This is a genomic window from Gordonia sp. SGD-V-85 (assembly GCF_001456905.1).
In the GTDB taxonomy this organism is placed as follows: Bacteria; Actinomycetota; Actinomycetes; order Mycobacteriales; family Mycobacteriaceae; genus Gordonia; species Gordonia hongkongensis.
In genome coordinates, this window is record NZ_LNQO01000003.1 from 43,974 (window position 1) to 67,249 (window position 23,276).

The window sequence follows — 23,276 nt, forward strand, 5'->3', positions numbered from 1 at the left end:
GCACGGGTCCCGGCCGCTGAGCTGCCGGTGGCCCGTGTTCTGCCTGTTCTGGGACTCGCGCATCTCGACCGGCCGTTCGACTACCTGATCGACGCCGACCAGGACGAGGCCGCGCAGCCCGGCGTGCGCGTCCGCGTGCGATTCTCCGGCCGGCTCGTCGACGGTTACCTTCTCGACCGCATCGAGAAGAGCGATCACCCCGGCAAGCTGGGGTGGCTCGACCGTGTCGTGTCCGCGGAACCGGTGCTGACCCCGCAACTGGCGACGCTGTGTCGCGCCGTGGCCGATCGGTATGCGGGGACCATGGGCGACGTCGTGCGTCTGGCGATACCGCCGCGGCATGCGCGCACCGAGAAGGAGACGACGCCCGACCCGGTTGCTGTCGTCGCATCACCCGAACTCGCCGACTGGCATCGGTATGCCCTGGCCGACTCCTACGTGGAGAACCTGGCCGACGGCCATCCGCGGGCCGTCTGGCAGGCCCTACCGGGGGAGGACTGGCCGCGCCGTCTCGCCGAACTCGCGGCGGCGACACTCGCAGTGGGACGCGGGTGCATCCTCGTCGTGCCCGATCAGCGGGATCTCGATCGGGTGTGGGCCGAGTGTGAGCCATTGATCGGCGACCGTGGGGTCGCGCTGTCCGCCGGACTCGGACCCACCGCGCGCTACCGTCGTTGGCTGGCCGTGCGCCGCGGTGCCGCGCAGCTGGTGATCGGTACCCGAAGCGCGGTGTTCGCGCCGGTCAAGGACCTGGGCCTGGTCGTCGTGTGGGATGACGGCGACGACAGCATGGCCGACCCGCGGGCGCCCTACCCGCATCCCCGCGAGGTGGCGGTGCTGCGGTCGCACCACGAGCGGTGCGGCCTGCTGCTCGGCGGGTTCGCCCGGACCGCCGAGGCGCAGGCGCTGGTGGTCTCGGGCTGGGCCCACGACCTCGTCGCCGACCGCACGACGGTCCGCACCCGCAGCCCCCGTGTCCAGGCCATCTCCGACGACGACCGGCAGGTCGCCCGCGACCCCATGGCCCGGTCGGCACGCATCCCCGAAGTCGCGTTCGACGCTGCGCGGTCGGCGTTCGCCGCCGATCGTCCGGTGATCTTCAGCGTCCCGCGCCGGGGTTACGTGCCGTCGCTCGCATGCACCCGCTGCCGCGAACACGCGCGGTGCCGGGCCTGTCACGGACCGCTGCAGCTCGATGCCGACCAACGGTTGAGCTGCCGATGGTGCGGACGGCCCGAACGGTCCTTCCGTTGCCCGGAGTGCGGCAACACCTCGGTGCGCGCGACGGTGACCGGTGCGCGCCGGACCGCCGAGGAGCTGGGGCGTGCTTTCGCCGGCGTGCCGGTGCTGACCAGCGGCGGCAACACGATCCTCGACGAGATCGAACCCGGCGCACGGCTCGTCGTCGCGACGCCTGGCGCGGAGCCGGTGGCCCCGGGCGGGTACGGCGCCGCGATCGTCGTCGACACCTGGGCCCAGCTCGACCGGGCCGACCTGCGTGCCGAGGAGCATGCGGTCCGGCGGTGGATGGCGCTCGCCGCGATGGTGACCCCGCACGGTGACGGTGGGCGAGTGGTCATCGTCGCCGACTCGGCGCTCGCACCCGTGCAGGCCCTGATCCGTTGGGACCCGGTGGGTTTCGCGTCGATCCAGTTGCAGGAACGCGTGGAACTCGGATTCCCCCCGGCGGTGACGATGGCGTCGGTCGACGGGCCGACCGGGGTGATCACCGACTTCGTCGAGCACCTCGAGTTACCCTCCGACGCCGATGTTCTCGGCCCGGTGCCGTTGCCGCCCGGCGTCCGCCCGCCGGCCGGCAGTGCCGAGTGGGAGGCCGCCGCGGACGACGAGATGGATCGCATCCTGGTGCGGTTGCCGCGCAAGCACGGACGGCTCCTCGCCGAGGCGCTCGTCGCGGGACAGGTGCGCCGCAACACACATCGACAGACCGGGCCGATCCGGGTGCAGATCGACCCGCCTACGATCGGATGAATGCGCATCGTTTTCGCCGGTACCCCCGAGGTCGCCGTGCCGTCGTTGCAGGCCCTCATCGACTCGCCCTCGCATGAGGTGGTCGGGGTCATCACCCGGCCCGACGCCGTGTCAGGCCGCGGCCGCAAGGTGATGCGGTCACCGGTCGGGCAGCTCGCCGACGAGCATGCGCTCGAGGTGATCACCCCGCGCCGGTTGTCGGAGCCGGAGGTCGACGACGTGCTCCGGCGCTGGGCTCCCGACTGCGGTGCCGTCGTGGCCTACGGCGGGCTCGTACCGCCCGGACTGCTGGACCTGCCGCGCCACGGTTGGATCAATCTGCACTTCTCGGTGCTGCCCGCCTGGCGCGGTGCCGCTCCGGTCCAGGCCGCGATCGCCGCCGGCGACGAGGTGACCGGGGCCAGCACGTTCCGGCTCGAGAAGGGTCTCGACACCGGTCCGGTCTTCGGGGTGCTGACCGAGACCATCCGACCCACCGATACCAGCGGTGATCTGCTCGGGCGTCTTGCCGATGCCGGGTCGGGACTGTTGCTGTCCACGCTCGACGGCCTCGAGGCCGGTGAACTCGCCCCCGAACCGCAGCCCACCACGGGGGTGAGCCACGCGCCCAAGGTCGAGGTCGAGGACGCGCGGATCCGCTGGGAACTGCCGGCACACATCATCGATCGCCTGGTTCGCGCCTACACGCCCGCACCCGGACCGTGGACGAGCCTCGACGACGCACGGATCAAGGTCGGGCCGGTGTCGGTCGCGTCGGCCGAGGATCCCGGTCTGCCCGACGCGGTGCGGGACGGCGCCCTGGCGCCCGGTGCACTCGCCGTCACGAAGAAGGCGGTGTTCGTCGGAACCGGTTCGCAGCCGGTGAGACTCGGCACCGTACAGCCGCCGGGGAAGAAGCCGATGCCCGCCGCCGACTGGGCTCGTGGCGCGCGCTTGACTGACGGGACGGTCCTGGGATGAGCGGCAAGTTCCGGCAGAAGGACCTCGATCCCGCGCGCGTGGCCGCCCGCGACACCCTCCGCGCGGTGCGCGAACGCGACGCGTATGCCAACCTCGTCCTGCCGAAGATGCTGCGCGACAGACAGATCGAGGGACGAGACGCTGCGTTCGCCACCGAACTGGCCTACGGGGCCGCGCGGGCCCAGGGTCTACTCGACGCGGTGATCTCCTCCGCCGCGAAACGGCCGGTCGCCGACATCGACGGCACGGTGCTCGACGTCCTGCGACTCGGCACCTATCAGCTGTTGCGGACGAGGGTCGGCGCACATGCGGCGGTCTCCACGTCGGTTGACCTGGTGCGCGCCGAAAACGGGATGGGGCCTTCCGGTTTCGTGAACGCGGTGCTGCGCAAGGTCTCCCAGAAGGACGAGGACATGTGGGTGGACGAGCTCGCACCGTCGCCCGCGGACGATCTCGTCGGCTATCTCGCCTTCCAGTACGCACATCCGCGCTGGATCGCGGAGGTGTTCCGCGACGCTCTCGGTGGTTCGGCGGGACAGCTGCAGGCGGCACTCGCCGCCGACGACGAGCGACCGCCGGTCCACCTCGTCGCTCGTCCGGGGTTCATGACCGCCGAGGAACTCGCCCTCACCAGTGAGGGGGAGGTCGGCGACTACTCCCCGTACTGCGTGTACCTCCCGGGCGGCGATCCCGGCGACGTCGCCGCGATCCGTGAGGGGTACGCGGGTGTCCAGGACGAGGGCAGTCAACTGATCGCCCGTGCGGTGACCGTGGCCGAGGTCGCCGACGACGCTGGGCGGTGGCTCGACATGTGCGCCGGCCCCGGCGGGAAGGCCGCATTGATCGGTTCGCTCGCCGAGATCGACGGTGCCCGACTCGATGCGGTCGAGGTGTCCGAGCATCGCGCCGGCCTGATCCGCAAGGTCGTCTCCGACCTCCCGGTCACCATCCATGTCGCCGACGCCCGGTCCAGTGGGCTCGACGCCGGTTACGACCGCATCCTGCTCGACGCCCCGTGCTCGGGCCTGGGCTCGCTTCGCCGACGACCCGAATCCCGCTGGCGCCGGACCAATGCCGACGTCGACGAACTCGTCGTCCTGCAGAAGGAGCTCCTCGCCGAAGCGCTGCGTCTCGTGAAACCCGGTGGCATCGTGGTCTATTCGACATGTTCGCCGCACCCGGCCGAGACGACGGCGGTGGTGGCCGACGTCCTGGCGTCGACGGACGGTGTGCGCCAACTCGACGCCCGCCCGTTGGTGACGGTGGGCAAGCTCGGCCCGGACCTGTTGGGCGACGGACCCCACGTTCAACTCTGGCCGCATGTCCACGGCACCGACGCCATGTTCCTGGCGGCGTTGACGCGGGACTAGTGGCCGGCGGTTGCGTGCCGGCTCACGGCCAGGTTTCCGGACGGCCGCCATATGGCGGTCGACGACAGCCGAACAGGGCACATCCGGCGGTTCCGCAGCTCCCACAGGTTCCATAAACTGTGCTCTATGACACAGCCCAGGGCGCAGGCTCGACCTGCTTTCGATCCGGAGCTTCGCGCCGGCCTGGCTGTTGTCGGTGGGATGTTTCCGCCCACCGTGACACCCGACCTGATCGGTTTCATGCGTCGTTCGTATGCATCCCGACCGGTGGCTGAGACGCTCGCCGGTCGCGCGGTTGACCACCTCGAGTACGAGGTGGCAGGGTACCGGGGCGACGCCATCGTGGTGTCCGTGTTTCGTTCGCCCACGGCGGCCGGCCGCCGGCCGGCAGTGCTCTACGCGCACTCCGGCGGCCTGATGTTCGGTGACCGTTTCAATGCGCTCGACGCGAATCTCGACTGGGTCGAACATCTCGGAGCGGTGTTGGTGAGTCCCGAGTACCGGCTGGCACCGGAATACACGGATCCGTACGCGCGCGAGGACATGTACGCCGCCCTCGAGTGGATGGTGTCGCAGGCCGGCGTACTGGGAATCGATCCCACACGAATTGTCGTCGCCGGTGCGAGTTCCGGTGGCGGTCTTGCCGCGGGGCTGGCACTTGCCGCGCGCGACCGGTGTTCGACGCCACCCCTCCGCGGCCAGATGTTGTCCTATCCGATGCTCGACGATCGGGGTATCGCACCGTCGACAACGCAATTCGACGGCGTCGGAGTCTGGGACCGGGTGTCCAACGAGACCGGTTGGCGGGCCTATCTGGGTGCCACCTACCGGACAGAAGACGCCCACCGCTACGCGGTCCCGGCTCGCGAGACCGACCTGTCGGGTCTGCCGCCGGCGTTTCTCGACGTCGGTGACTGTGAGATCTTCCGGGACGAGGTCATCGCCTACGCCTCGACGATCTGGGCCGCCGGCGGTAACGCCGAGCTGCATGTGTGGCCCGGAGCATTCCATGCCTGCGACATTTTTGCGCCGCACACCGCGTTGGCCAAGGCCATGCTGCACACAAGACTGCTGTGGATGCAGCGGATGCTTGCCGACTGAGAGCGGCGCTCACGCAACCGACACTCTTCCGCCCGACACCAGATGGACCGGCGGTGGTTCCACACGCCCGCGTCAACACAACGAGAGGTTCGAAATGAGTACTCGCACAGTCGATTCCGACAGAGTTGCCGAATTTGCCGATGCGGTGGTCCGAGTGGCATCGGCCGGCGAACAGGGAGTTCCTGGTGTCGTGGCCGGAGTGACCACCGACAAGGAGACCGTCTACCTGGGCCACTCCGGTGTCCGCGCGCTGGACGAACCGGACCCGATGACCGACGACACGGTCTTCGCCATCTTCTCCACTACGAAGGCGATCGCAGGTACCGCCGTTCTCCAGCTGGTGGAGAGCGGAGACCTCGATCTCGATGCCCCGGCCCGCGAGTACGAGCCGCGGCTTGGTGACGTGGCTGTCATCGAGGGGTTCGACGATCGAGGTCAGCCTCGCCTGCGTGCGCCCCGATCGGAGATCACGACTCGCCATCTGCTCACCCACACTGCTGGGTTCGCGTATGACTTCTTCGACGAGGTGTATGCGCGACTCGCCGCCGAGCACGGCCAGCCGAGCATTGTCACGTCCACGATGGCATCGCTCCAGACGCCTCTGCTCTTCGATCCGGGTACCGCGTGGGAGTACGGCACCAACATCGACTGGGCGGGGCTGGTGGTGGAACGAATCGCCGGCAAACGGCTCGGAGAAGTGATCACCGAGCGGATTCTCGCGCCGCTGGGGATGAGTGATACTGCTTTCACCAGAACCGACTCCATGCGCGAACGCACTGCCACCATCCATCACCGAGCCGCCGACGGGTCCCTGGCGCCTGACCACGACTTCACTCTGCCCGACGAGCCCGAAGTGCACATGGGCGGTCACGGCCTCTATTCCACAGTCGGCGACTACCTGAAATTCATCCGGATGTGGCTTGCCGACGGCCGCGCTGATTCCGGCGAGCCGATATTGAGCCCGGCGACCGTCGATCTCGCAGCGCGAAACCATCTGCCGGGATCGATGAAGATCACGCGACTGCCCGGCGTCATCCCGAGTCTGAGCAACGACGCCGAGTTCTTTCCCGGAATGCCGAAGTCGTGGGCGCTGACCTTCATGATCAATGAACACGATGCTCCCACCGGACGTCCTGCTGGTTCCCTCGCGTGGGCGGGCCTGGCGAACCTCTACTACTGGATCGACCGGCAGAACAAGATCGGAGGCTACTGGGCGACTCAGATCCTGCCGTTCGCCGACGCCGGGTCGGTTGGCGGATACCTCGACTTCGAGACCGCCGTGTACGCCTCCCTGCAGAGCTAGGGAAGGCGAGGCGGATCTGACGGCCGATCTGCCTGCGACGCCGCCCGTGCCCCCGATCCATCCGACCTCCGGTGTGCCGGTGTGCCGGTGTGCCGGTGCGGCACAGGCGTAGCGGCGTAGTGTTGATCCGATCACATGATCCACCATTCTCCAGGGAGGCGACGTGCAGGAACTCCTCGGTCGCATCGCTGCACTGGATCCGAACGCGAGTGTGGGTCTGAGGGTGATAGCTTGCTTCGACGAACTGGTCGTCGGCAACGTCAACATCCAGGGTCTGCTCGCCACCGCCGCAGCCCTGGCAGGGTGCCCGGCGGGCTGCTCGCATGGTTCTTCGTCCTATCGAGTGTCAGTGCTTGGAGAACCCCTCGGCGGAGGTCTCCCGCCGATGCGTCGTGGACTACAGGTGGACGGTGGCGAAGTGTGGCTGGAACGTCACGGTCCCGAATTGCCCACCGATGCAATCATTCTGGAGCGGCTCGGTCTCGCGGTCGGCGTTCGACTGGCCGGTGCCGCACCGGAGCGTACTCGTCGTGATATCGCGGTGCTGTTCGATCGCGAGACGCCGATCGACGATCGTCGCGAAGCCGCGTGCCGTCTGGGTCTCACTCCGGATGTGCGCTATCGGGCCGTTGCCAGCACTCTGTTCGCCGAGTGGACTACGCACCCGTCCTGGCCTCAAGACGTGATGGCAACCGCGATCGGGACAATTCATGCGCTGATCGCGCCGGAGGATGCGACGTGTGCGGATGCCCCCATGACGCCGTGCGGGCTGGGTGTCACCGCCCACATCGACCGACTGGCGGACTCGTTCAGAACCGCACTCATCGCCCTCCAACTCTGCGAGAGTCCCCACCGAGCCGTGGATGCGGAACGATACGGTGGGCTGGTTCATCTGCTTGCCGATTCCCCCTCCGCGGCAACAAATCCCGACGTGGACGCGCTCGATTCCATTCGGGATCTCAAGTGGGTCCGCCCCACCGTGGGGGCACTGCTCGATTCTTCCAGTGTGCGACAGTCGGCGAGACTCCTCGACATTCATCATTCGACAATGCAGTCCCGGGTCGAAATCCTTACGGATGCACTGGGTTTCGACCCCCTCGACGGAGTCGGCCGAGCGAGGCTCGGTATGGCGTTCCTGACGTGGCGGATGCGCCACTCGCGGGCACTCGAACTACCTCCGCCCAACAACTGAGATCTGCCGGCAAGCAGTGATTCTTCGCCGATCACGTGGCCGGTCACGTCAATCACTCGTCGCTGCGATCGCTCGACTTCGGGTTTGTCCTGGACGGGCCGTGCGCTCGGTCCAGACAACGCGCTGATGCTCCAGCCAGGTGGAGATCCTTCCCAGCCGACGCCGGTCGTGGTGAACCTCGTCCTGCCCGAACGGCCCCTTCTGGGTCTGGCCGACTCAGCCGCGACGTGATCACCGCGACCGCGCGACGACACCGCAGTGTCGCTCCGCCCGCGATCGGGCATCAACCGCCCGCACGCAGCGGCGTCGAAACCAGCCTGATCCAGATACTCGCAGCGTCGTGATTGTGGATGGCGAACGCATAGTCCGGTGATGCTGTACTAGGTTGTTCGTCGTGGCGGTCCGCCACGTCGTTGTCGGTGCAAACTCGGGGGTTTGTATGGCTGAGCGGTTCGGTGTCGAGGAGCTGGGTGTCATCACCGGCGTGGGCGATGCGCTCGCTCGATGCTCATCGGAGACACGAGCTCTGTGGACCGGAAAGTCCGCCTTCGACGATGCGTCGGGGGCGATGCCGGCGTCGGCGATCGGCGCGGCGTGCGCCGGCAAAGACGACACCGTCCGCTCACTGCTGGGCCGCGCGGCGGCGAGAATGGACCAGGTGTCGCAGACCTGCTACCAGGCCGCCGGTGACATTGCTGATACCGAGGAGTCCCTGGCCAGCGGCTTCCGTGCCATCAGCGAGTTCTGATGTCGCGACCATCGCGCTCCGTCGTCAACGGCTGGGACCTGATGTCTCTGGATGCGGCCGCGACTGCGCTCGACGCGGCCGTGGATGACCTGAGCGATCTCACCCAGAGGATGGCCGAAGCGCCGATGAAAGCGGGCGACTCCAAAGGGTGGGTGGGGGACTCCCAGCGGGGTTGTGAGGCGCGCACCGACTCCGATCGAACCGAGATCAACAAACTCGGGGCCGACATCACCCGCGCCGCCACTTTGCTCCGGGATACGTCGTCTGAGATCAGTCCGAATCGCACTACCGCACTGGTTCGAGCGCTCGGGCTGGAACGGGACGAGTTCAGCGTTGCCGACGACTGGACGGTACGAGACACCCGAGACTATGCGGCCGAGCTCAAGGGCGTGGAGGCGGGAAGTGCGACCGAGCGCTCGATTCTCGACGCTCAGGCCGCCCGAGCGGAGGAGGCGAAGACGGCGACCCTCTTGTTGCAATCCCTGGCCGATCAGATGGGCGAGGACGATCGCAACGGGGCGAGAGTTCTCGCGGCAGCCTTTGGCGATGCCGAAGGTAATGCGCCACTCGCGTCGAGCTACTCGCCCGGCCAGGCGAGCATCGATGTCCAGGCCATCATGAGTGGTAGTGCCACGAAGGAGCAGAAAGATCGGTTCTTCCGTGCGACCAGCCTGACCGCGGAACAGCGGGCCGCGTTGGCCCGCGGGGACTTCGCGGAGATTTCGAAGGAGCAGTTCGATTACCTGAAAGCGATCTACACACCGAGTTGGGGTGGTGGACCCGAAGGGCAGCCGCTATCTCTTGATGCCCTGAAGTCGTTCGGCGACAGATACATCGGCGCAGAGCGAGAGAACCTGAAACGAGGTCTCGGCGACGGCGTCTATCTGTTGGGGAACCCGAACCTGCGGACCAGACAGACCGATTCGAATTCGATCGCCGAGGTCTTGGGGACAAATACGCCACTCGTGGCAGGAGGATTGAACCAACTCCCGGCGCCGATACGGGACCTTCTGAGTGGTCCGGCAGCATCGAAGGCCAGCATCTCCAACGATCCGTCTGGCGTAGACGGTAGCCGGATGATCGATGTCACACGGCTCGATTCTGTTGACGACTTCAACGACCTCATGGATGTCCTGGAACACCGCTCAGAGGACCCTGGTCTCGCCTCGTACGGGTCGCAATCTGTTCAGCTCGGGAGTGACGTCGACAGGGCGCTCATCGCGCGCGCCAGTGAAATCGCGGCGGGCGACGAGAATGAGCGTCTCGTCTCGAAGCAGGACGGCACCATAGCCGACTCGTCCGTGGAATCCCTGTTGAACCGAATGCTCGGAGTTGCAGGGTCGGACCATATCGCTGTCCACGACGCGGTAATGTCGGCAACCGGCAATCCGTCTGACAACTCGATGCCGAAGACGTTCGACCTCGACGGCAACGACCGATCATTCAAGGACACGGATGCGCTCAAACACCTCCTGACCTTCGACTGGACAGACGGCGCGGGTAAGCATGCTGACGGGATCAACAAGCTGTTCGACTGGATGCCGGGTGCTGCCTACGCCCCTGAAGGCAGCTCCCCGGAGGCAGTGCTCGAAAGCGAACGAGCCGGCAACATCTCGACGGCGCTCGCGCAGTACTTCGGCGACAACAAAGATGCGCTGATCGACATCGGAGATCGGAAGATGGCCTTGGGTGAACTCAACCCTGAGCTCACTCGCTCGCTGGCCTCGGCGATCGGCTCACATACTGCTGTCCTGGCAGGCGCAGATCCAGAGCTGTTTCATACGCACGGTGTATCGAAAATTGACGAAAGCGACTTGAAGTCGACCTTCGAAGTACTGAATTCGGATGCCGCCGCTGGGAGAATCGTCAACTCCTTGACCGCCTTGCAGGTCGATGTGATGCAACAGGAGTTCGGAAAGAACCCGCACGACTACGGGCTCGGTGAAGTCACCGGACGCCTCGAAGGAGCAATGATCGGCGGATTGGACGCGCACATCGAGGAAACAAAAATCGACGGCAGGCACCTGGCCGCCCACGACGCGGCGGTCGCCGGCGCCATGTTCGACAGCGCGAAGTCGCTTCTCACGGCCGTCCCGGGTCTAGATCCAGCTGTCAAAGTGCTCATCGACACCGCGGCGCCACAGGTGAAGCTGGATCTGTCCGGGTTACCGACCGATCCGGACACGATCAAGGCCGACCCAGAGATCCAGCAGCTACGCAACGACATGTTCGACGACGGGATCAATCCCAACGCGAAGTACGTGCAGATCCTCACGGGATACTTCGAGACCCACCCGGAACTCGCCGATGACCCTGGCTTTCGGGATCTGTTCATGGGGAACAAAGACGCTGATTTCGCCGAGATGAAGCGCACCGGTGTGATGGCGAACGTCACTGACGAGAGCGAAGCTGCTTCGTTCATCCAACAAAAGATGAAAGTCGACATCAGTCTTTTCGCTGATCGCCACAACGAAAACTTGGAAGATGCTTACAAGCGTTAGAGGCGGCGTCGGACGATCGCCGGAGTGGCTCCCGGCTGTCACCGTCGCGGCGATGCTTGTTGCGGCACTGCTTGTTGCTGGTTGTGGTGTGACACCGTCGCCTTCCGAGCAACCAACGAGCAGTTCGTCGGCCCGCCATGGAAAAGGTCTACCGCCTGACTTGGATATGTCGTTCCGCTGGATTCCGACGAATGTGCTGAACCTCGCCAGTGCCGACGGGACATTTGTTCGCGCGTACACCGAGTCATTCGAACTCGCCTTTGAAGGGCAGTCGATGGAATGGGGATATCCCGGTTTTGCGGCGGCATCGCCACCAGACACCGATGAGCGAATTCGTCTGGTGGCGAGCAACAGTCAGACAAGTAGAGTAGTCAATACGCTCTTTCTATCTCCCCTTAGGCGCGAGGACACAGCTAACCGAACTCGGTTGACGATATGCCGTAGCGAGCTACTGTCGATCGAACAACGATCGGATGCTGGCGTTGAGTGGCGCAACATCGGAAAACGTTGGTCATTCCCGATCACGATCGATTTTGTGCGCTCTGGACGGCAGATGCCACCCGTAGATCAGCACGGCGCTCAGGTCACACCATCCACCACAATGTTCGGCAGCTGGAAAGTGTCATACTTTGACCGCTTGGGGGTCGGTTCAGAGAACCGCGCCGATATCGTCGCGTGCAACGCATTACCCCCGAACCCCGAGCTTCCGAGAGTCGGGGTCGAGACAGGACCCGAGCCGTGGCCGGTATTGCCCCCGTCCCCCGGCTGGCCGGCGAGCGGCGTCTGAGACGCCGGCACGCTTTCGTCCGTAGTGGAACCCGCGCCCTACACTTGTCGACCATGTGCACCGCCGGTACCGCGCCCATGATCGCCCCGTCCATCCTGTCCGCGGACTTCGCGAATCTCGCAGCCGAGGCCGCTGCGGTGGCGCAGCCGGGGGAGACTCGCGCCGACTGGTTGCACGTCGACGTGATGGACGCGCACTTCGTCCCGAACCTGACCCTGGGGCTGCCGATCGTCGAGAGCCTGTTGAAGGCGACCGACATCCCGCTCGACTGCCATCTGATGATCGAGAACCCGGAGCGGTGGGCGCCGCCGTACGCCGAGGCCGGAGCACACAACGTCACCTTCCATGCCGAGGCCACCGAGAACCCGATCGGCGTCGCCCGCGACATCCGCGCCGCCGGGGCCAAGGCCGGGCTGTCGATCAAACCAGGTACGGCGCTCGAGCCGTACCTGGAGATCCTGCGCGACTTCGACACCTTGCTGATCATGAGCGTCGAACCGGGGTTCGGCGGTCAGAAGTTCATCCCCGAGGTCCTCGACAAGGCCCGCGCCATCCGGAAGTTCATCGACGCCGAAGACCTGCGGCTCCTCGTCGAGATCGACGGCGGCATCAACGCCGACACGATCGAGGAGGCCGCCGAGGCCGGCATCGACTGCTTCGTCGCCGGTTCGGCCGTCTACGGCGCGGACGATCCCGGACAGGCCGTCGCCGCACTCCGCGAGTCGGCCGCCGCCGCACGGGCACAGACCCAGGCCTGACCCGATGGACATCGCCGCCGCCATGGAACGCGCCATCAGCGCGTCCCGGGAGGCGATGGGGATCAGCTCACCGAACCCGCCCGTCGGCGCGGTCATCCTCGCCGCCGACGGCACCGTCGCCGGCATCGGCGCGACCCAACCCCCCGGCGGGCCGCACGCCGAGGTCATGGCGCTCCGAGCCGCGGGCGAGGCCGCGCGAGGCGGCACCGCGATCGTCACCCTCGAACCGTGCAACCACACCGGCCGCACCGGCCCGTGCGCGCAGGCACTCATCGAGGCCGGGATCGCCGAAGTCCAGTTCGCGGTGAGTGACCCGAACCCGCTCGCCGCCGGTGGTGCCGAGACGCTGCGAGCTGCGGGGGTCCGGGTGACCGGGGGAGTATCCGCCGGCGCCGTCGAGGACGGGCCGCTACGGCCATGGCTGACCCGTCAGCGTCTCGGTCGTCCGCACGTCACCGCGAAGATCGCGTCTGGCATTGACGGCCGGATCGCAGCGCCCGACGGCACCAGCCAGTGGATCACCGGCCCGCAGGCCCGCGACCACGCGCACACACAGCGCGCCCGGATCGACGCCATCGTGATCGGCACCGGCACCGCGCTGGCCGACAACCCCACTCTCACCGCGCGCACCGCCGACGGCGCACTCCACCCGCACCAGCCCGCGCGCGTGGTCCTCGGCCACCGCGACCTCCCGGCCGACGCCCGGCTCCGGGATCCGGCCGGCGGACCGCTGTTCCGCGTCGAGTCCCACGACCCCGCCGACGTCCTCGCCGCGCTGCCCGACGCGCTGTGGGTGCTGGTCGAAGGCGGGCCACACATCCTGGGGGCGTTCTTCGCGGCGGGCCTCGTCGACGAGGTGCACGCCTACGTCGCCCCGCTGGTGCTGGGTGCCGGTCGCAGTTCGGTCGAGATCCCGGGCGTGACCACCCTCGACGACGGCGAGCGGTTCAGCACGAGATCGGTGACCCGACTCGGGGAGGACGTCCTCGTCACACTGTCGCGGCCGTCGACCACCCCGCGCGACAGCTGAGCGAGACGACATGCCCGCGACGCATTTCGCTCACCGGAATCGCAATGCGACTGACATCGCCGACCGTGCTAGCGTCGATGTCACCAGTTCTCGGGGCGGGGTGGAAATCCCCACCGGCGGTGATGAGGGTGCGGTGGATCCGCATCGTCCAGCCCGCGAGCGCCTGCCACCAGGCAGGGACAGCAGATTCGGTGCGAATCCGAAGCCGACGGTCACAGTCCGGATGCGAGAGAACAGGCGACACGAGGCCGCCCTGTCTGCTCCGAGCGAGCAGGAGGAGTGCGTGTTCACCGGAATCGTGGAAGAACTCGGCGTCATCGCCGACCGCGAGGATCTCTCCGACGCCGCCCGATTCACCGTCCGCGGGCCCGTGGTCACCGCCGACGCCGGTCACGGCGACTCCATCGCCGTCAACGGCGTGTGTCTGACGGTCGTCGACCTCCGTCCCGGTGAGTTCACCGTCGACGTGATGGGCGAGACCCTGCGCCGTAGTTCGCTGTCCGACCTCGCCGCCGGAAGCACCGTCAACCTCGAACGCGCCATGCCCGCGAACGGCCGCTTCGGCGGCCACATCGTGCAGGGACACGTCGACGGCACCGGCACGATCGCCGCGGTCAACCCGTCGGAGAACTGGACGGTCGTACGGATCGCCGTGCCCGCGGCGCTCACCCGGTATCTCGTCGAGAAGGGTTCCATCACCGTGGACGGGGTGTCCCTCACCGTGTCCGCGGTCGGCGGGTCCGGCGACGACTCCTGGTTCGAGATCTCCCTGATCCCGACGACCCTCAACGAGACCAACCTCGGCGCCGCCCGACCCGGCACCGTGGTCAACCTCGAAGTCGACGTCATCGCCAAATACGTCGAGCGCCTTCACCTGGGTTCGGACACGACTGGTACTCCTGATGTAGCGGGGGCGAAATGAGCACAACGAGTGAGGTTCTGATGAGCGAGTCACCGCGCGAGGGGAACGACGCGACGGCAACCGAGGGTGGCGGCGCCGTCGCCTTCGACACGATCGAGCGCGCCATCGCCGACATCGCCGCCGGCAAGGCGGTCGTCGTGGTCGACGACGAGGATCGTGAGAACGAGGGCGACCTGATCTTCGCGGCGGAGAAGGCGACCCCCGAACTGGTGGCGTTCATGGTGCGCTACACCTCCGGCTACCTGTGTGTCCCGCTCGACGGCGACGCCTGCGACCGGCTCGGCCTGCCGCCGATGTACTCGATGAACCAGGACAAGCACGGCACCGCCTACACCGTGACCGTCGATGCCCGGGAGGGCATCGGTACCGGTATCAGCGCCGCCGACCGCGCCACCACCATGCGTCTGCTGGCCGACCCCGACGCCGCGGCCGCCGACTTCACCCGACCCGGCCACGTCGTCCCGCTGCGAGCCAAGGAGGGCGGCGTGCTGCGTCGTCCCGGGCACACCGAGGCCGCGGTCGACCTCGCCCGCCTGGCCGACCTCGCCCCGGCCGGCGTGATCTGCGAGATCGTCAGCCAGAAGGACGTCGGCTCGATGGCGCAGACCGACGAGTTGCGTGTGTTCGCCGACGAGCACGATCTCGCACTGATCTCGATCGCCGACCTCATCGCGTGGCGACGCCGTCACGAGAAGCACGTGGTCCGCGTCGCCGACGCCCGGATCCCCACCCGGCACGGCGACTTCCGTGCCGTCGGCTACTCCAGCGTCTACGACGACGTCGAACACGTCGCGCTCGTCAAGGGAGACGTCACCGGCGAGGACGGCGAGGGCCACGACGTCCTGGTCCGGGTGCACTCGGAGTGCCTGACGGGCGACGTCTTCGGGTCGCTGCGCTGCGACTGCGGCCCGCAGTTGGACGCCGCGATGGAGATGGTGGCCGACGAGGGCCGCGGGATCATCCTGTACATGCGCGGGCACGAGGGTCGCGGGATCGGGCTGTTGCACAAACTGCAGGCCTACCAGCTGCAGGACGCGGGGTCCGACACCGTCGACGCCAACCTGGAACTGGGCCTGCCCGCCGATTCGCGGGACTACGGACTCGGTGCCCAGATTCTCGTCGACCTCGGCGTACGGTCGATGCGTCTGCTGACCAACAACCCCGCCAAGCGCGTGGGGCTCGACGGATACGGTCTGCACATCGTCGACCGGGTCCCGATGCCGGTGCGCGCCAACGCCGAGAACCTGCGGTACCTGCGTACCAAGCGTGACCGGATGGGCCACGATCTGATCGGGCTCGACGATCACGTCCAGCCCACCGACGGCGCGTCCGAAGGAGCACCTGCATGAGCGGCCACGGAGAGCCGACCCTCGAACTCGCCGACGCCGGCTCGCTGCGTCTGGCGATCGTCTCGTCGCAGTGGCACGAGGTCGTCTGCGGCGCGCTCCTCGACGGCGCCATCCGGGCCGCGCGCGACAACGGCGTCGTCGACCCGACCATCGTGCAGGTGGCCGGCGCCATCGAGCTGCCCGTCATCGTGCAGGCACTGGCGCGGACGCACGACGCGGTCGTCGCGCTGGGCGTCGTGATCAAGGGTGAGACACCGCATTTCGAGTATGTGTGTGACGCGGTGACCGCCGGCCTGACGCGGGTGTCGCTCGACGAGTCGACCCCGGTCGGCAACGGAGTCCTGACCGTGCTCACCGAGGACCAGGCGATCGCACGGGCCGGACTCCCGGGCTCGACGGAGGACAAGGGCGCACAGGCGACGGTCGCCGCGCTGGCGTCGGCGCTGACCCTGCGCGCGCTCGCGCGTGGCGAAACCCTCCCGGTGGCGGTCGGAGGAGCATCGGCGTGAGTCCCGCGGACACCCCGCCGACCGACTCCACCGGCTGGGACCTGGTCTACCGGCCCCGCAACCTACCGCGGTGGGCCATCGCCGCCGCCGTCGTGGTGATGGCCATCCACATCACGTTCGGTCTACTGCTCACGATCGACGACGTCGGAGTCCGCAATCTCGGCGGTTCCGACCAGATCGCGATCATCCTCATCGGCGTGCTCATCTCGGCAGCCATCCTGCTGTTCACCCGCCCGCGACTGCGCGTCGGAGCCGCCGGCGTCGAGGTGCGCAACCTGGTGTCGGCGCGGCTCTTCGAATGGGACCGTGTTCTCGGTCTCACCTACCCGGAGCAGGGTTTCGGGGCGTGGCTGCTCTTCCCGGCCGACGAACACATCACCGTCCTGGCCGTTCAGGCCGGTGACGGTCAGCGCGCCATCGACGCGATGGGTCGATTCCGCGAACTCGAGGAGCGCTACCGCGGGACTGTCCGGCCCGGACACTAGCCTGGAACACGTGGCCGACCCGACTACCTACCGACCCGCCCCGGGGTCCATCCCGACCGATCCCGGGGTGTACAAGTTCCGCGACGAGCATCGTCGTGTCATCTACGTGGGCAAGGCCAAGAACCTCCGGTCGAGGCTGACGTCGTACTTCGCCGACATCGCCTCGCTGCACCCCCGCACCCGTCAGATGGTGACGACGGCCGCCTCCGTCGAGTGGACGGTGGTCGGCACCGAGGTCGAGGCGCTGCAGCTCGAATACAACTGGATCAAGGAATTCGACCCGCGCTTCAACGTCCGCTACCGCGACGACAAGAGCTACCCGATGCTCGCGGTCACCCTGAACGAGGAGTACCCGCGCCTGTTCGTGTACCGGGGTCCGCGCCGGCGCGGCGTGCGCTACTTCGGTCCGTACGCGCACGCGTGGGCGATCCGCGAGACGGTCGACCTACTGACCCGGGTCTTCCCGGCCCGGACCTGCTCGGCCGGTGTGTTCAAACGGCATCGGCAGATCGACCGCCCGTGTCTGCTCGGCTACATCGACAAGTGCTCCGCCCCCTGCGTCGGGCGGGTGGATGCCGAGGAACACCGGGAGATCGTCGAGGACTTCTGCGATTTCCTCGCCGGCCGCACCGACCTGATGATCCGCAAGATGGAACGGGACATGAACGTCGCGGCCGAGGAGCTCGACTTCGAGCGTGCCGCACGGTTGCGTGACGACATCGGTGCGATGCGACGCGCCATGGAGAAGCAGGCGGTCGTGCTCGGCGACGGCACCACCGCCGACGTGATCGCGCTCGCCGGCGATCAGCTCGAGGTGTCGGTCCAGGTGTTCCACGTCCGCGACGGACGCGTGCGGGGCCAACGCGGATGGGTGGTCGAGCGCAGCGACAACGGTACCGACGGCGACGTGGTGGGGGAGTTCATCACCCAGTTCTACGGCGCCCAGGTCGATTTCGACGCCACCGTCGACGTCGGGACCGATCGGGCACACGGGGAGTCCATACCCCGCGAGGTGCTGGTGCCGGAGTTGCCCTCCGACGCCGAGGAGCTCGAGGAGTGGCTGTCCGGTCTCCGCGGCAGCCGGGTGCGGTTGCGGGTGCCCCAGCGCGGCGACAAGAAAGCGCTGTTCGAGACCGTCGCCCGCAACGCCGGCGAAGCCCTTGCGCAGCACAAACTCCGACGCGCGGGCGATCTCACGACCCGATCGGCGGCGCTCACCGAACTGCAGGAGTCGCTACTGCTCGATCAGGCGCCGCTGCGCATCGAGTGCGTCGACATCTCGCACGTGCAGGGCACCGATGTGGTCGCCTCCCTCGTGGTCTTCGAAGACGGTCTGCCCCGCAAGTCCGACTATCGGCACTACTCGATCCGGCACGCCGCCGGCGAGGGCCGATCCGACGACGTCGCGTCCATCGCCGAGGTCACCCGGCGCCGGTTCCTGCGCCACCGCACCGACCGGGACGCGCCGCCCCCGGTGTCCGGTGAGATCAGCGCGGCGGCCGACACCACGGCGCAACCGCGGAAGTTCGCCTACCCGCCGAACCTCTTCGTCGTCGACGGCGGTGCGCCCCAGGTGCACGCCGCCGCGGCGGTCCTTGACGAACTCGGCATCACCGACGTCTCGGTGATCGGGCTCGCCAAACGCCTCGAGGAGGTGTGGGTGCCCGGTGACGACGACCCGATGATCCTGCCGCGCAACAGCCAGGCACTGTTCCTGCTGCAACGGGTGCGCGACGAGGCCCATCGGTTCGCCATCACGTTCCACCGCAGCAAGCGCAGCAAGCGCATGACCGAGTCGGTGCTCGACGGGGTCCCCGGCCTCGGCCGAACCCGCCGCACCGCGCTGGTGACCCACTTCGGTTCGGTTGCGCGCCTGCGCGAGGCATCGTTGGATGAGATATCCCAGGTGCCCGGGATCGGCCTCACCACGGCGCGTGCGGTCCAGACCGCGCTCTCCGGCGAGGTGGCGGCGCCCGACCAGACCCCGAACCCGGCCCCGATCCCGGAGCGGGCCGAGAAGGAGATGACGGTGGCGACCGGTGACACGGGACGAGGTGCCGATGAGTGACCACACCGAAGTGCAGAGCGCGGCGATCGCCGAGGCGAACGACACCGACTTCACCGTCCTTTTCGTGACGGGGATGTCCGGCGCGGGACGCTCCACCGCGGCGAACGTGCTCGAGGACGACGGCTGGTACGTCGCCGACAACGTGCCTCCCTCGTTGATCTCGACGATGGTCGGGATGGTCCGCGAAGACGATCCGGCGATCACCCGGCTCGCCATGGTCTTGCGCGCGTCCGACGACAACCTCGCCCATCAGCTCGAACAGCTGCGGGACCGTCTCGAAGAGTCCGGAATCCGGACCCGGCTGCTCTACCTCGACGCCAGCGACCAGGTGCTGGTCCGCCGTTTCGAGCAGGTTCGTCGCCGACATCCGTTGCAGGGCAAGGAAACTCTTGTCGAGGGGATCGCCCGCGAACGGGCGATCCTCGCCCCGATCAAGAACGTGGCCGATCTGGTGGTGGAGACGTCGGCGCTGACCGCGGCCAAACTGCGCGCGATCGTCGAGGGCGTCGCGCCGGGCGACACCGAACCGCGGCTGTCGATCGCGGTGCAGTCGTTCGGCTTCAAGTACGGTCTGCCCATCGATTCCGATCTCGTCGCCGACGTCCGCTTCCTGCCCAATCCGCACTGGATCGACGAACTACGCGATCACAACGGCCGGGAGGCACCGGTCCGCGACTACGTCCTCGGCCAACCGGACGCCGACGGATTCCTCGACCTCTACACCGGCCTGGTCTCGATCGTCGGCCGCGGTTACCTGCGAGAAGGCAAGCGCTACATGACCATCAGCGTCGGCTGCACCGGCGGCAAGCACCGCAGTGTCGCCATCGCCGAGGAACTGTCGGCTCGGTTGCGCCGCGCCGTCGACGACGCCGGGCACGCGTCCTACGACGTCCGGGTCATGCATCGTGATCTGGGGCGCGAATGAGTTCCCGGGAACCCCGGATCGTCGCCCTCGGCGGCGGTCACGGCCTGTACGCGACGCTGACCGCGATGCGCTATCTGAGCGCCGACATCACCGCGGTGGTCACCGTCGCCGACGACGGGGGGTCGTCGGGACGGTTGCGCGCCGAACTCGGACTCATCCCGCCCGGCGACCTGCGAATGGCGCTCGCCGCCTTGATGAGTACGCCCGACGGGTTGCCGGACGCACAGGCCGCCGACGGCCCGGCGGCCCGCCGCCGGCACGAACTGTGGGCCGAGGTGCTCCAGCACCGCTTCGGCGGCCGTGGGGCGCTCGCCGGGCATCCGATCGGCAATCTGCTCCTCGCCGGACTCACCGAGGTGCTCGGCGACACCGTGGGGGCCCTCGCCGAGTTGCGGGAGATCTTCGGCATCACGGGGCACGTGCTGCCGATGTCGACCGTGCCCCTCGACATCGAGGCCGACGTCTCGGGACTCGAGGCCGATCCACGCATCAGTCGCGAGATCCGGGGACAGGTCGCGGTGGCCACCACGCCCGGCAAGGTGCGCCGCGTCCGGCTGTTGCCCGGCGACCCACCGGCCTGCGAATCGGCGCTGACCGCAATAGAATCGGCCGACCTGCTGATGCTGGGGCCTGGCTCCTGGTTCTCGAGCGTGATCCCGCACGTGCTCGTCCCCGAACAGTTGAAGGCCTTGCAGCGCAGCAGCGCTCGCAAGGTCCTCGTGGTCAATCTGGCCCCCGAGCCGGGGGAGACCCCGGGGTTCTCGGTAGAGCGCCACCTCCACGTCCTGCACGCCCATGCGAACACCTTCCGCGTCGACCACGTCCTCGTGGACGCGTCCTCGGTGCCCGCGGGACGGGAACGCGATCACCTCGTGCGTGCGGCCGGATTGTTCGGCGCGGAGCTGAATGTCGGAGACGTCGCGGTGCCGGGCCGGCAGGTCCATGACCCGGCGAAAGTCGCCGCCGTGGTGAACGAACTGTGCGAAGGTGAACTGACCCGTTACTCTGACCGAGCGGACGCCTGATTCGGGCGATGTCTCCGCGATTTTCACTCGAGGGACGTGTGGTCTGTTGACAGGAGGACAGGTACCGGTGGCGATGACGGCGGCGGTGAAGGACGAACTCAGTCGCCTGTCGGTGACTCAGGTGAGTTGCCGGAGAGCCGAGGTGTCCGCGCTGCTGCGTTTCGCCGGCGGTCTGCACATCGTCGCGGGTCGCGTGGTGGTCGAGGCCGAGGTGGACATGGGCAACGTGGCGCGGCGGTTGCGCCGCGAGATCCACGACCTCTACGGCTACGCCTCGGACGTCCACGTCCTGCGCGGTGGCGGGCTGCGGAAGTCGGCGCGCTACATCGTGCGGATCACCAAGGACGGCGAAGGCCTGGCACGCCAGACCGGGCTGCTCGACCTGCGCGGCCGCCCGGTGCGCGGCCTGCCCGCCCAGGTCGTCGGCGGTAGTGTCGCCGACGCCGAGGCCGCCTGGCGCGGAGCATTTCTCGCGCACGGCTCGCTCACCGAGCCGGGCCGGTCGTCGGCCCTGGAGGTCAGCTGTCCCGGGCCGGAGGCGGCGCTCGCCCTCGTCGGCGCGGCCCGACGCCTCGGTGTCACGGCCAAGGCCCGCGAGGTCCGCGGAGCCGACCGCGTCGTCATCCGCGACGGCGAGGCCATCGGGGCGTTGCTGACCCGGATGGGGGCCCACGACACGAGGCTCGTGTGGGAGGAACGCCGGATGCGCCGCGAGGTGCGCGCCACCGCCAACCGCCTGGCCAACTTCGACGACGCCAATCTGCGTCGCTCGGCGCGTGCGGCGGTCGCCGCCGCGGCCCGCGTGGAACGCGCGCTGGACATCCTCGGTGACGAGGTGCCCGACCATCTGATCGCGGCCGGACAGCTCCGGATCACCCATCGGCAGGCGTCGCTGGAGGAGCTCGGTCAGCTCGCCGACCCGCCGATGACCAAGGACGCCGTCGCCGGGCGCATCCGCCGCCTGCTGTCGATGGCCGACAAGAAGGCCCGCCAGGACGGCATCCCCGACACCGAATCCGCGGTGACCTCCGAGCTGCTCGACGAGGCCTGACACGGACCTGCGGTGTGCCGAGCAGAGGGTCGCCTACTAGGCTGGTGGCGACGTGGGCGGAGGCGTGACCACTCAGGTGTGCTTCGCTGACCGCTCACGCGCGGCCAGACCGGGCTTGACCACCAGGCCCGACCATGAATACCGCTAAGGAGCACAACTGTGACTGTTCGGGTAGGCGTCAACGGATTCGGCCGGATCGGCCGCAACTTCTTCCGTGCCGTCGAAGCGCAAAAAGCTTTGGGCACCACCGACATCGAGATCGTCGCGGTCAACGACCTGACCGACAACGCGACCCTCGCGCACCTGCTGAAGTTCGACTCCATCCTCGGTCGCCTGTCCGACGACGTCACCCTCGAGGGCGACGACACCATCGTCGTCGGTGAGCAGAAGATCAAGGCCCTCGAGGTCAAGGAAGGTCCGGCCGCCATCCCGTGGGGCGACCTGGGCGTCGACGTGGTCGTCGAGTCGACCGGCATCTTCACCGCCCGCGCCAAGGCTCAGGGACACCTCGACGCCGGCGCCAAGAAGGTCATCATCTCCGCCCCCGCCTCGGACGAGGACATCACCATCGTGATGGGCGTCAACGACGACAAGTACGACGGCAGCCAGAACATCATCTCGAACGCCTCGTGCACCACCAACTGCCTCGGCCCGCTGGCCAAGGTCCTCAACGACGAGTTCGGCATCGTCAAGGGCCTCATGACCACGATCCACGCCTACACCCAGGACCAGAACCTGCAGGACGGCCCGCACAAGGACCTGCGTCGCGCGCGCGCCGCCGCCATCAACATCGTGCCGACCTCGACCGGTGCCGCCAAGGCCATCGGCCTGGTGCTCCCGGAGCTGAAGGGCAAGCTCGACGGCTACGCGCTGCGTGTCCCGATCCCCACCGGTTCGGTCACCGACCTCACCGCCCAGCTGTCGAAGACCGCCACCGCCGAGCAGATCAACGCCGCGCTCAAGGCCGCTGCCGACGGTCCGCTCAAGGGCATCCTCAAGTACTACGACGCGCCGATCGTCTCGTCCGACATCGTCACCGACCCGCACAGCTCGCTGTTCGACGCCGGCCTGACCAAGGTGATCGACGACCAGGCCAAGGTCGTGTCCTGGTACGACAACGAGTGGGGCTACTCCAACCGCCTCGTCGACCTCATCGGTCTCGTCGGCAAGTCGCTCTGACCCACCCCCAACGACCTTAGG

Annotated in this window: 20 protein-coding genes and 1 riboswitch; all 20 genes read left to right on the forward strand. The window is 67.8% G+C overall.

Annotated elements, in window-relative coordinates; genetic code table 11:
- Positions 1-27: 27 nt before the first annotated feature.
- The 20 genes from AS181_RS04130 to gap all read left to right on the forward strand — a co-directional run bounded on the left by AS181_RS04130 (position 28) and on the right by gap (position 23,255).
- Entirely contained in the window at positions 28-1,992 is a 1,965-nt protein-coding gene (locus tag AS181_RS04130; protein ID WP_058250351.1) for a primosomal protein N', read from the forward strand.
- Positions 1,993-2,952 carry a methionyl-tRNA formyltransferase gene (fmt, locus tag AS181_RS04135; protein WP_058250352.1) on the forward strand — a complete coding sequence of 320 codons (960 nt, stop codon included), beginning with the start codon at positions 1,993-1,995 and terminating at the stop codon, positions 2,950-2,952.
- On the forward strand, positions 2,949-4,322 hold the full coding sequence (locus tag AS181_RS04140; protein WP_058250353.1) for an RsmB/NOP family class I SAM-dependent RNA methyltransferase: 1,374 nt from the start codon (positions 2,949-2,951) through the stop codon (positions 4,320-4,322). The genes fmt and AS181_RS04140 overlap by 4 nt, the downstream gene beginning before the upstream one ends.
- Positions 4,323-4,448: 126 nt before the next feature.
- On the forward strand, positions 4,449-5,423 hold the full coding sequence (locus tag AS181_RS04145; protein WP_231742256.1) for an alpha/beta hydrolase fold domain-containing protein: 975 nt from the start codon (positions 4,449-4,451) through the stop codon (positions 5,421-5,423).
- A 94-nt stretch (positions 5,424-5,517) separates the two neighbouring features.
- Complete coding sequence (locus tag AS181_RS04150; protein WP_058250355.1) at positions 5,518-6,726, forward strand: serine hydrolase domain-containing protein; 1,209 nt, start codon at positions 5,518-5,520, stop codon at positions 6,724-6,726.
- A 163-nt stretch (positions 6,727-6,889) separates the two neighbouring features.
- Positions 6,890-7,918: a helix-turn-helix domain-containing protein gene (locus AS181_RS04155; RefSeq protein ID WP_058250356.1), complete on the forward strand. Its 1,029-nt coding sequence runs from the start codon at positions 6,890-6,892 to the stop codon at positions 7,916-7,918.
- A 439-nt stretch (positions 7,919-8,357) separates the two neighbouring features.
- A complete protein-coding gene (locus tag AS181_RS04160; RefSeq protein ID WP_058250357.1) occupies positions 8,358-8,666 on the forward strand; it encodes a hypothetical protein in 309 nt (102 codons plus the stop codon).
- A complete protein-coding gene (locus AS181_RS04165) occupies positions 8,666-11,167 on the forward strand; it encodes a TPR repeat region-containing protein (RefSeq protein WP_058250358.1) in 2,502 nt (833 codons plus the stop codon). Before AS181_RS04160 ends, AS181_RS04165 begins: the two co-directional genes overlap by 1 nt.
- A gap of 52 nt (positions 11,168-11,219) precedes the next feature.
- Entirely contained in the window at positions 11,220-11,954 is a 735-nt protein-coding gene (locus tag AS181_RS24470; protein WP_231742259.1) for a hypothetical protein, read from the forward strand.
- A 53-nt stretch (positions 11,955-12,007) separates the two neighbouring features.
- Positions 12,008-12,712 (forward strand): ribulose-phosphate 3-epimerase, encoded by a 705-nt coding sequence (gene rpe / locus AS181_RS04170; RefSeq protein ID WP_058250359.1) that lies wholly within the window; start codon positions 12,008-12,010, stop codon positions 12,710-12,712.
- A 4-nt stretch (positions 12,713-12,716) separates the two neighbouring features.
- Positions 12,717-13,742 carry a bifunctional diaminohydroxyphosphoribosylaminopyrimidine deaminase/5-amino-6-(5-phosphoribosylamino)uracil reductase RibD gene (ribD, locus tag AS181_RS04175; protein WP_058250360.1) on the forward strand — a complete coding sequence of 342 codons (1,026 nt, stop codon included), beginning with the start codon at positions 12,717-12,719 and terminating at the stop codon, positions 13,740-13,742.
- An 82-nt stretch (positions 13,743-13,824) separates the two neighbouring features.
- Positions 13,825-13,981, forward strand: a riboswitch (FMN riboswitch).
- Between the two features lie 44 nt (positions 13,982-14,025).
- Positions 14,026-14,664, forward strand: a complete 639-nt coding sequence (locus tag AS181_RS04180) for a riboflavin synthase (RefSeq protein WP_058250564.1) — start codon at positions 14,026-14,028, stop codon at positions 14,662-14,664.
- 20 nt (positions 14,665-14,684) lie between these two features.
- Positions 14,685-16,013 carry a bifunctional 3,4-dihydroxy-2-butanone-4-phosphate synthase/GTP cyclohydrolase II gene (locus AS181_RS04185; protein WP_058250565.1) on the forward strand — a complete coding sequence of 443 codons (1,329 nt, stop codon included), beginning with the start codon at positions 14,685-14,687 and terminating at the stop codon, positions 16,011-16,013.
- Positions 16,010-16,522 carry a 6,7-dimethyl-8-ribityllumazine synthase gene (ribH, locus tag AS181_RS04190; RefSeq protein ID WP_058250361.1) on the forward strand — a complete coding sequence of 171 codons (513 nt, stop codon included), beginning with the start codon at positions 16,010-16,012 and terminating at the stop codon, positions 16,520-16,522. The genes AS181_RS04185 and ribH overlap by 4 nt, the downstream gene beginning before the upstream one ends.
- Complete coding sequence (locus AS181_RS04195; protein ID WP_058250362.1) at positions 16,519-17,007, forward strand: PH domain-containing protein; 489 nt, start codon at positions 16,519-16,521, stop codon at positions 17,005-17,007. The genes ribH and AS181_RS04195 overlap by 4 nt, the downstream gene beginning before the upstream one ends.
- Before the next feature lie 10 nt (positions 17,008-17,017).
- Positions 17,018-19,075: an excinuclease ABC subunit UvrC gene (gene uvrC / locus AS181_RS04200; protein ID WP_058250363.1), complete on the forward strand. Its 2,058-nt coding sequence runs from the start codon at positions 17,018-17,020 to the stop codon at positions 19,073-19,075.
- On the forward strand, positions 19,068-20,000 hold the full coding sequence (rapZ, locus tag AS181_RS04205) for an RNase adapter RapZ (protein WP_058250566.1): 933 nt from the start codon (positions 19,068-19,070) through the stop codon (positions 19,998-20,000). Before uvrC ends, rapZ begins: the two co-directional genes overlap by 8 nt.
- Positions 19,997-21,025: a gluconeogenesis factor YvcK family protein gene (locus tag AS181_RS04210; RefSeq protein ID WP_058250364.1), complete on the forward strand. Its 1,029-nt coding sequence runs from the start codon at positions 19,997-19,999 to the stop codon at positions 21,023-21,025. Before rapZ ends, AS181_RS04210 begins: the two co-directional genes overlap by 4 nt.
- A 73-nt stretch (positions 21,026-21,098) precedes the next feature.
- On the forward strand, positions 21,099-22,076 hold the full coding sequence (whiA, locus tag AS181_RS04215; protein ID WP_174316851.1) for a DNA-binding protein WhiA: 978 nt from the start codon (positions 21,099-21,101) through the stop codon (positions 22,074-22,076).
- Positions 22,077-22,235: 159 nt separating this feature from the next.
- Positions 22,236-23,255 carry a type I glyceraldehyde-3-phosphate dehydrogenase gene (gene gap / locus AS181_RS04220; protein WP_058250365.1) on the forward strand — a complete coding sequence of 340 codons (1,020 nt, stop codon included), beginning with the start codon at positions 22,236-22,238 and terminating at the stop codon, positions 23,253-23,255.
- The last annotated feature ends 21 nt before the right edge of the window (positions 23,256-23,276 follow it).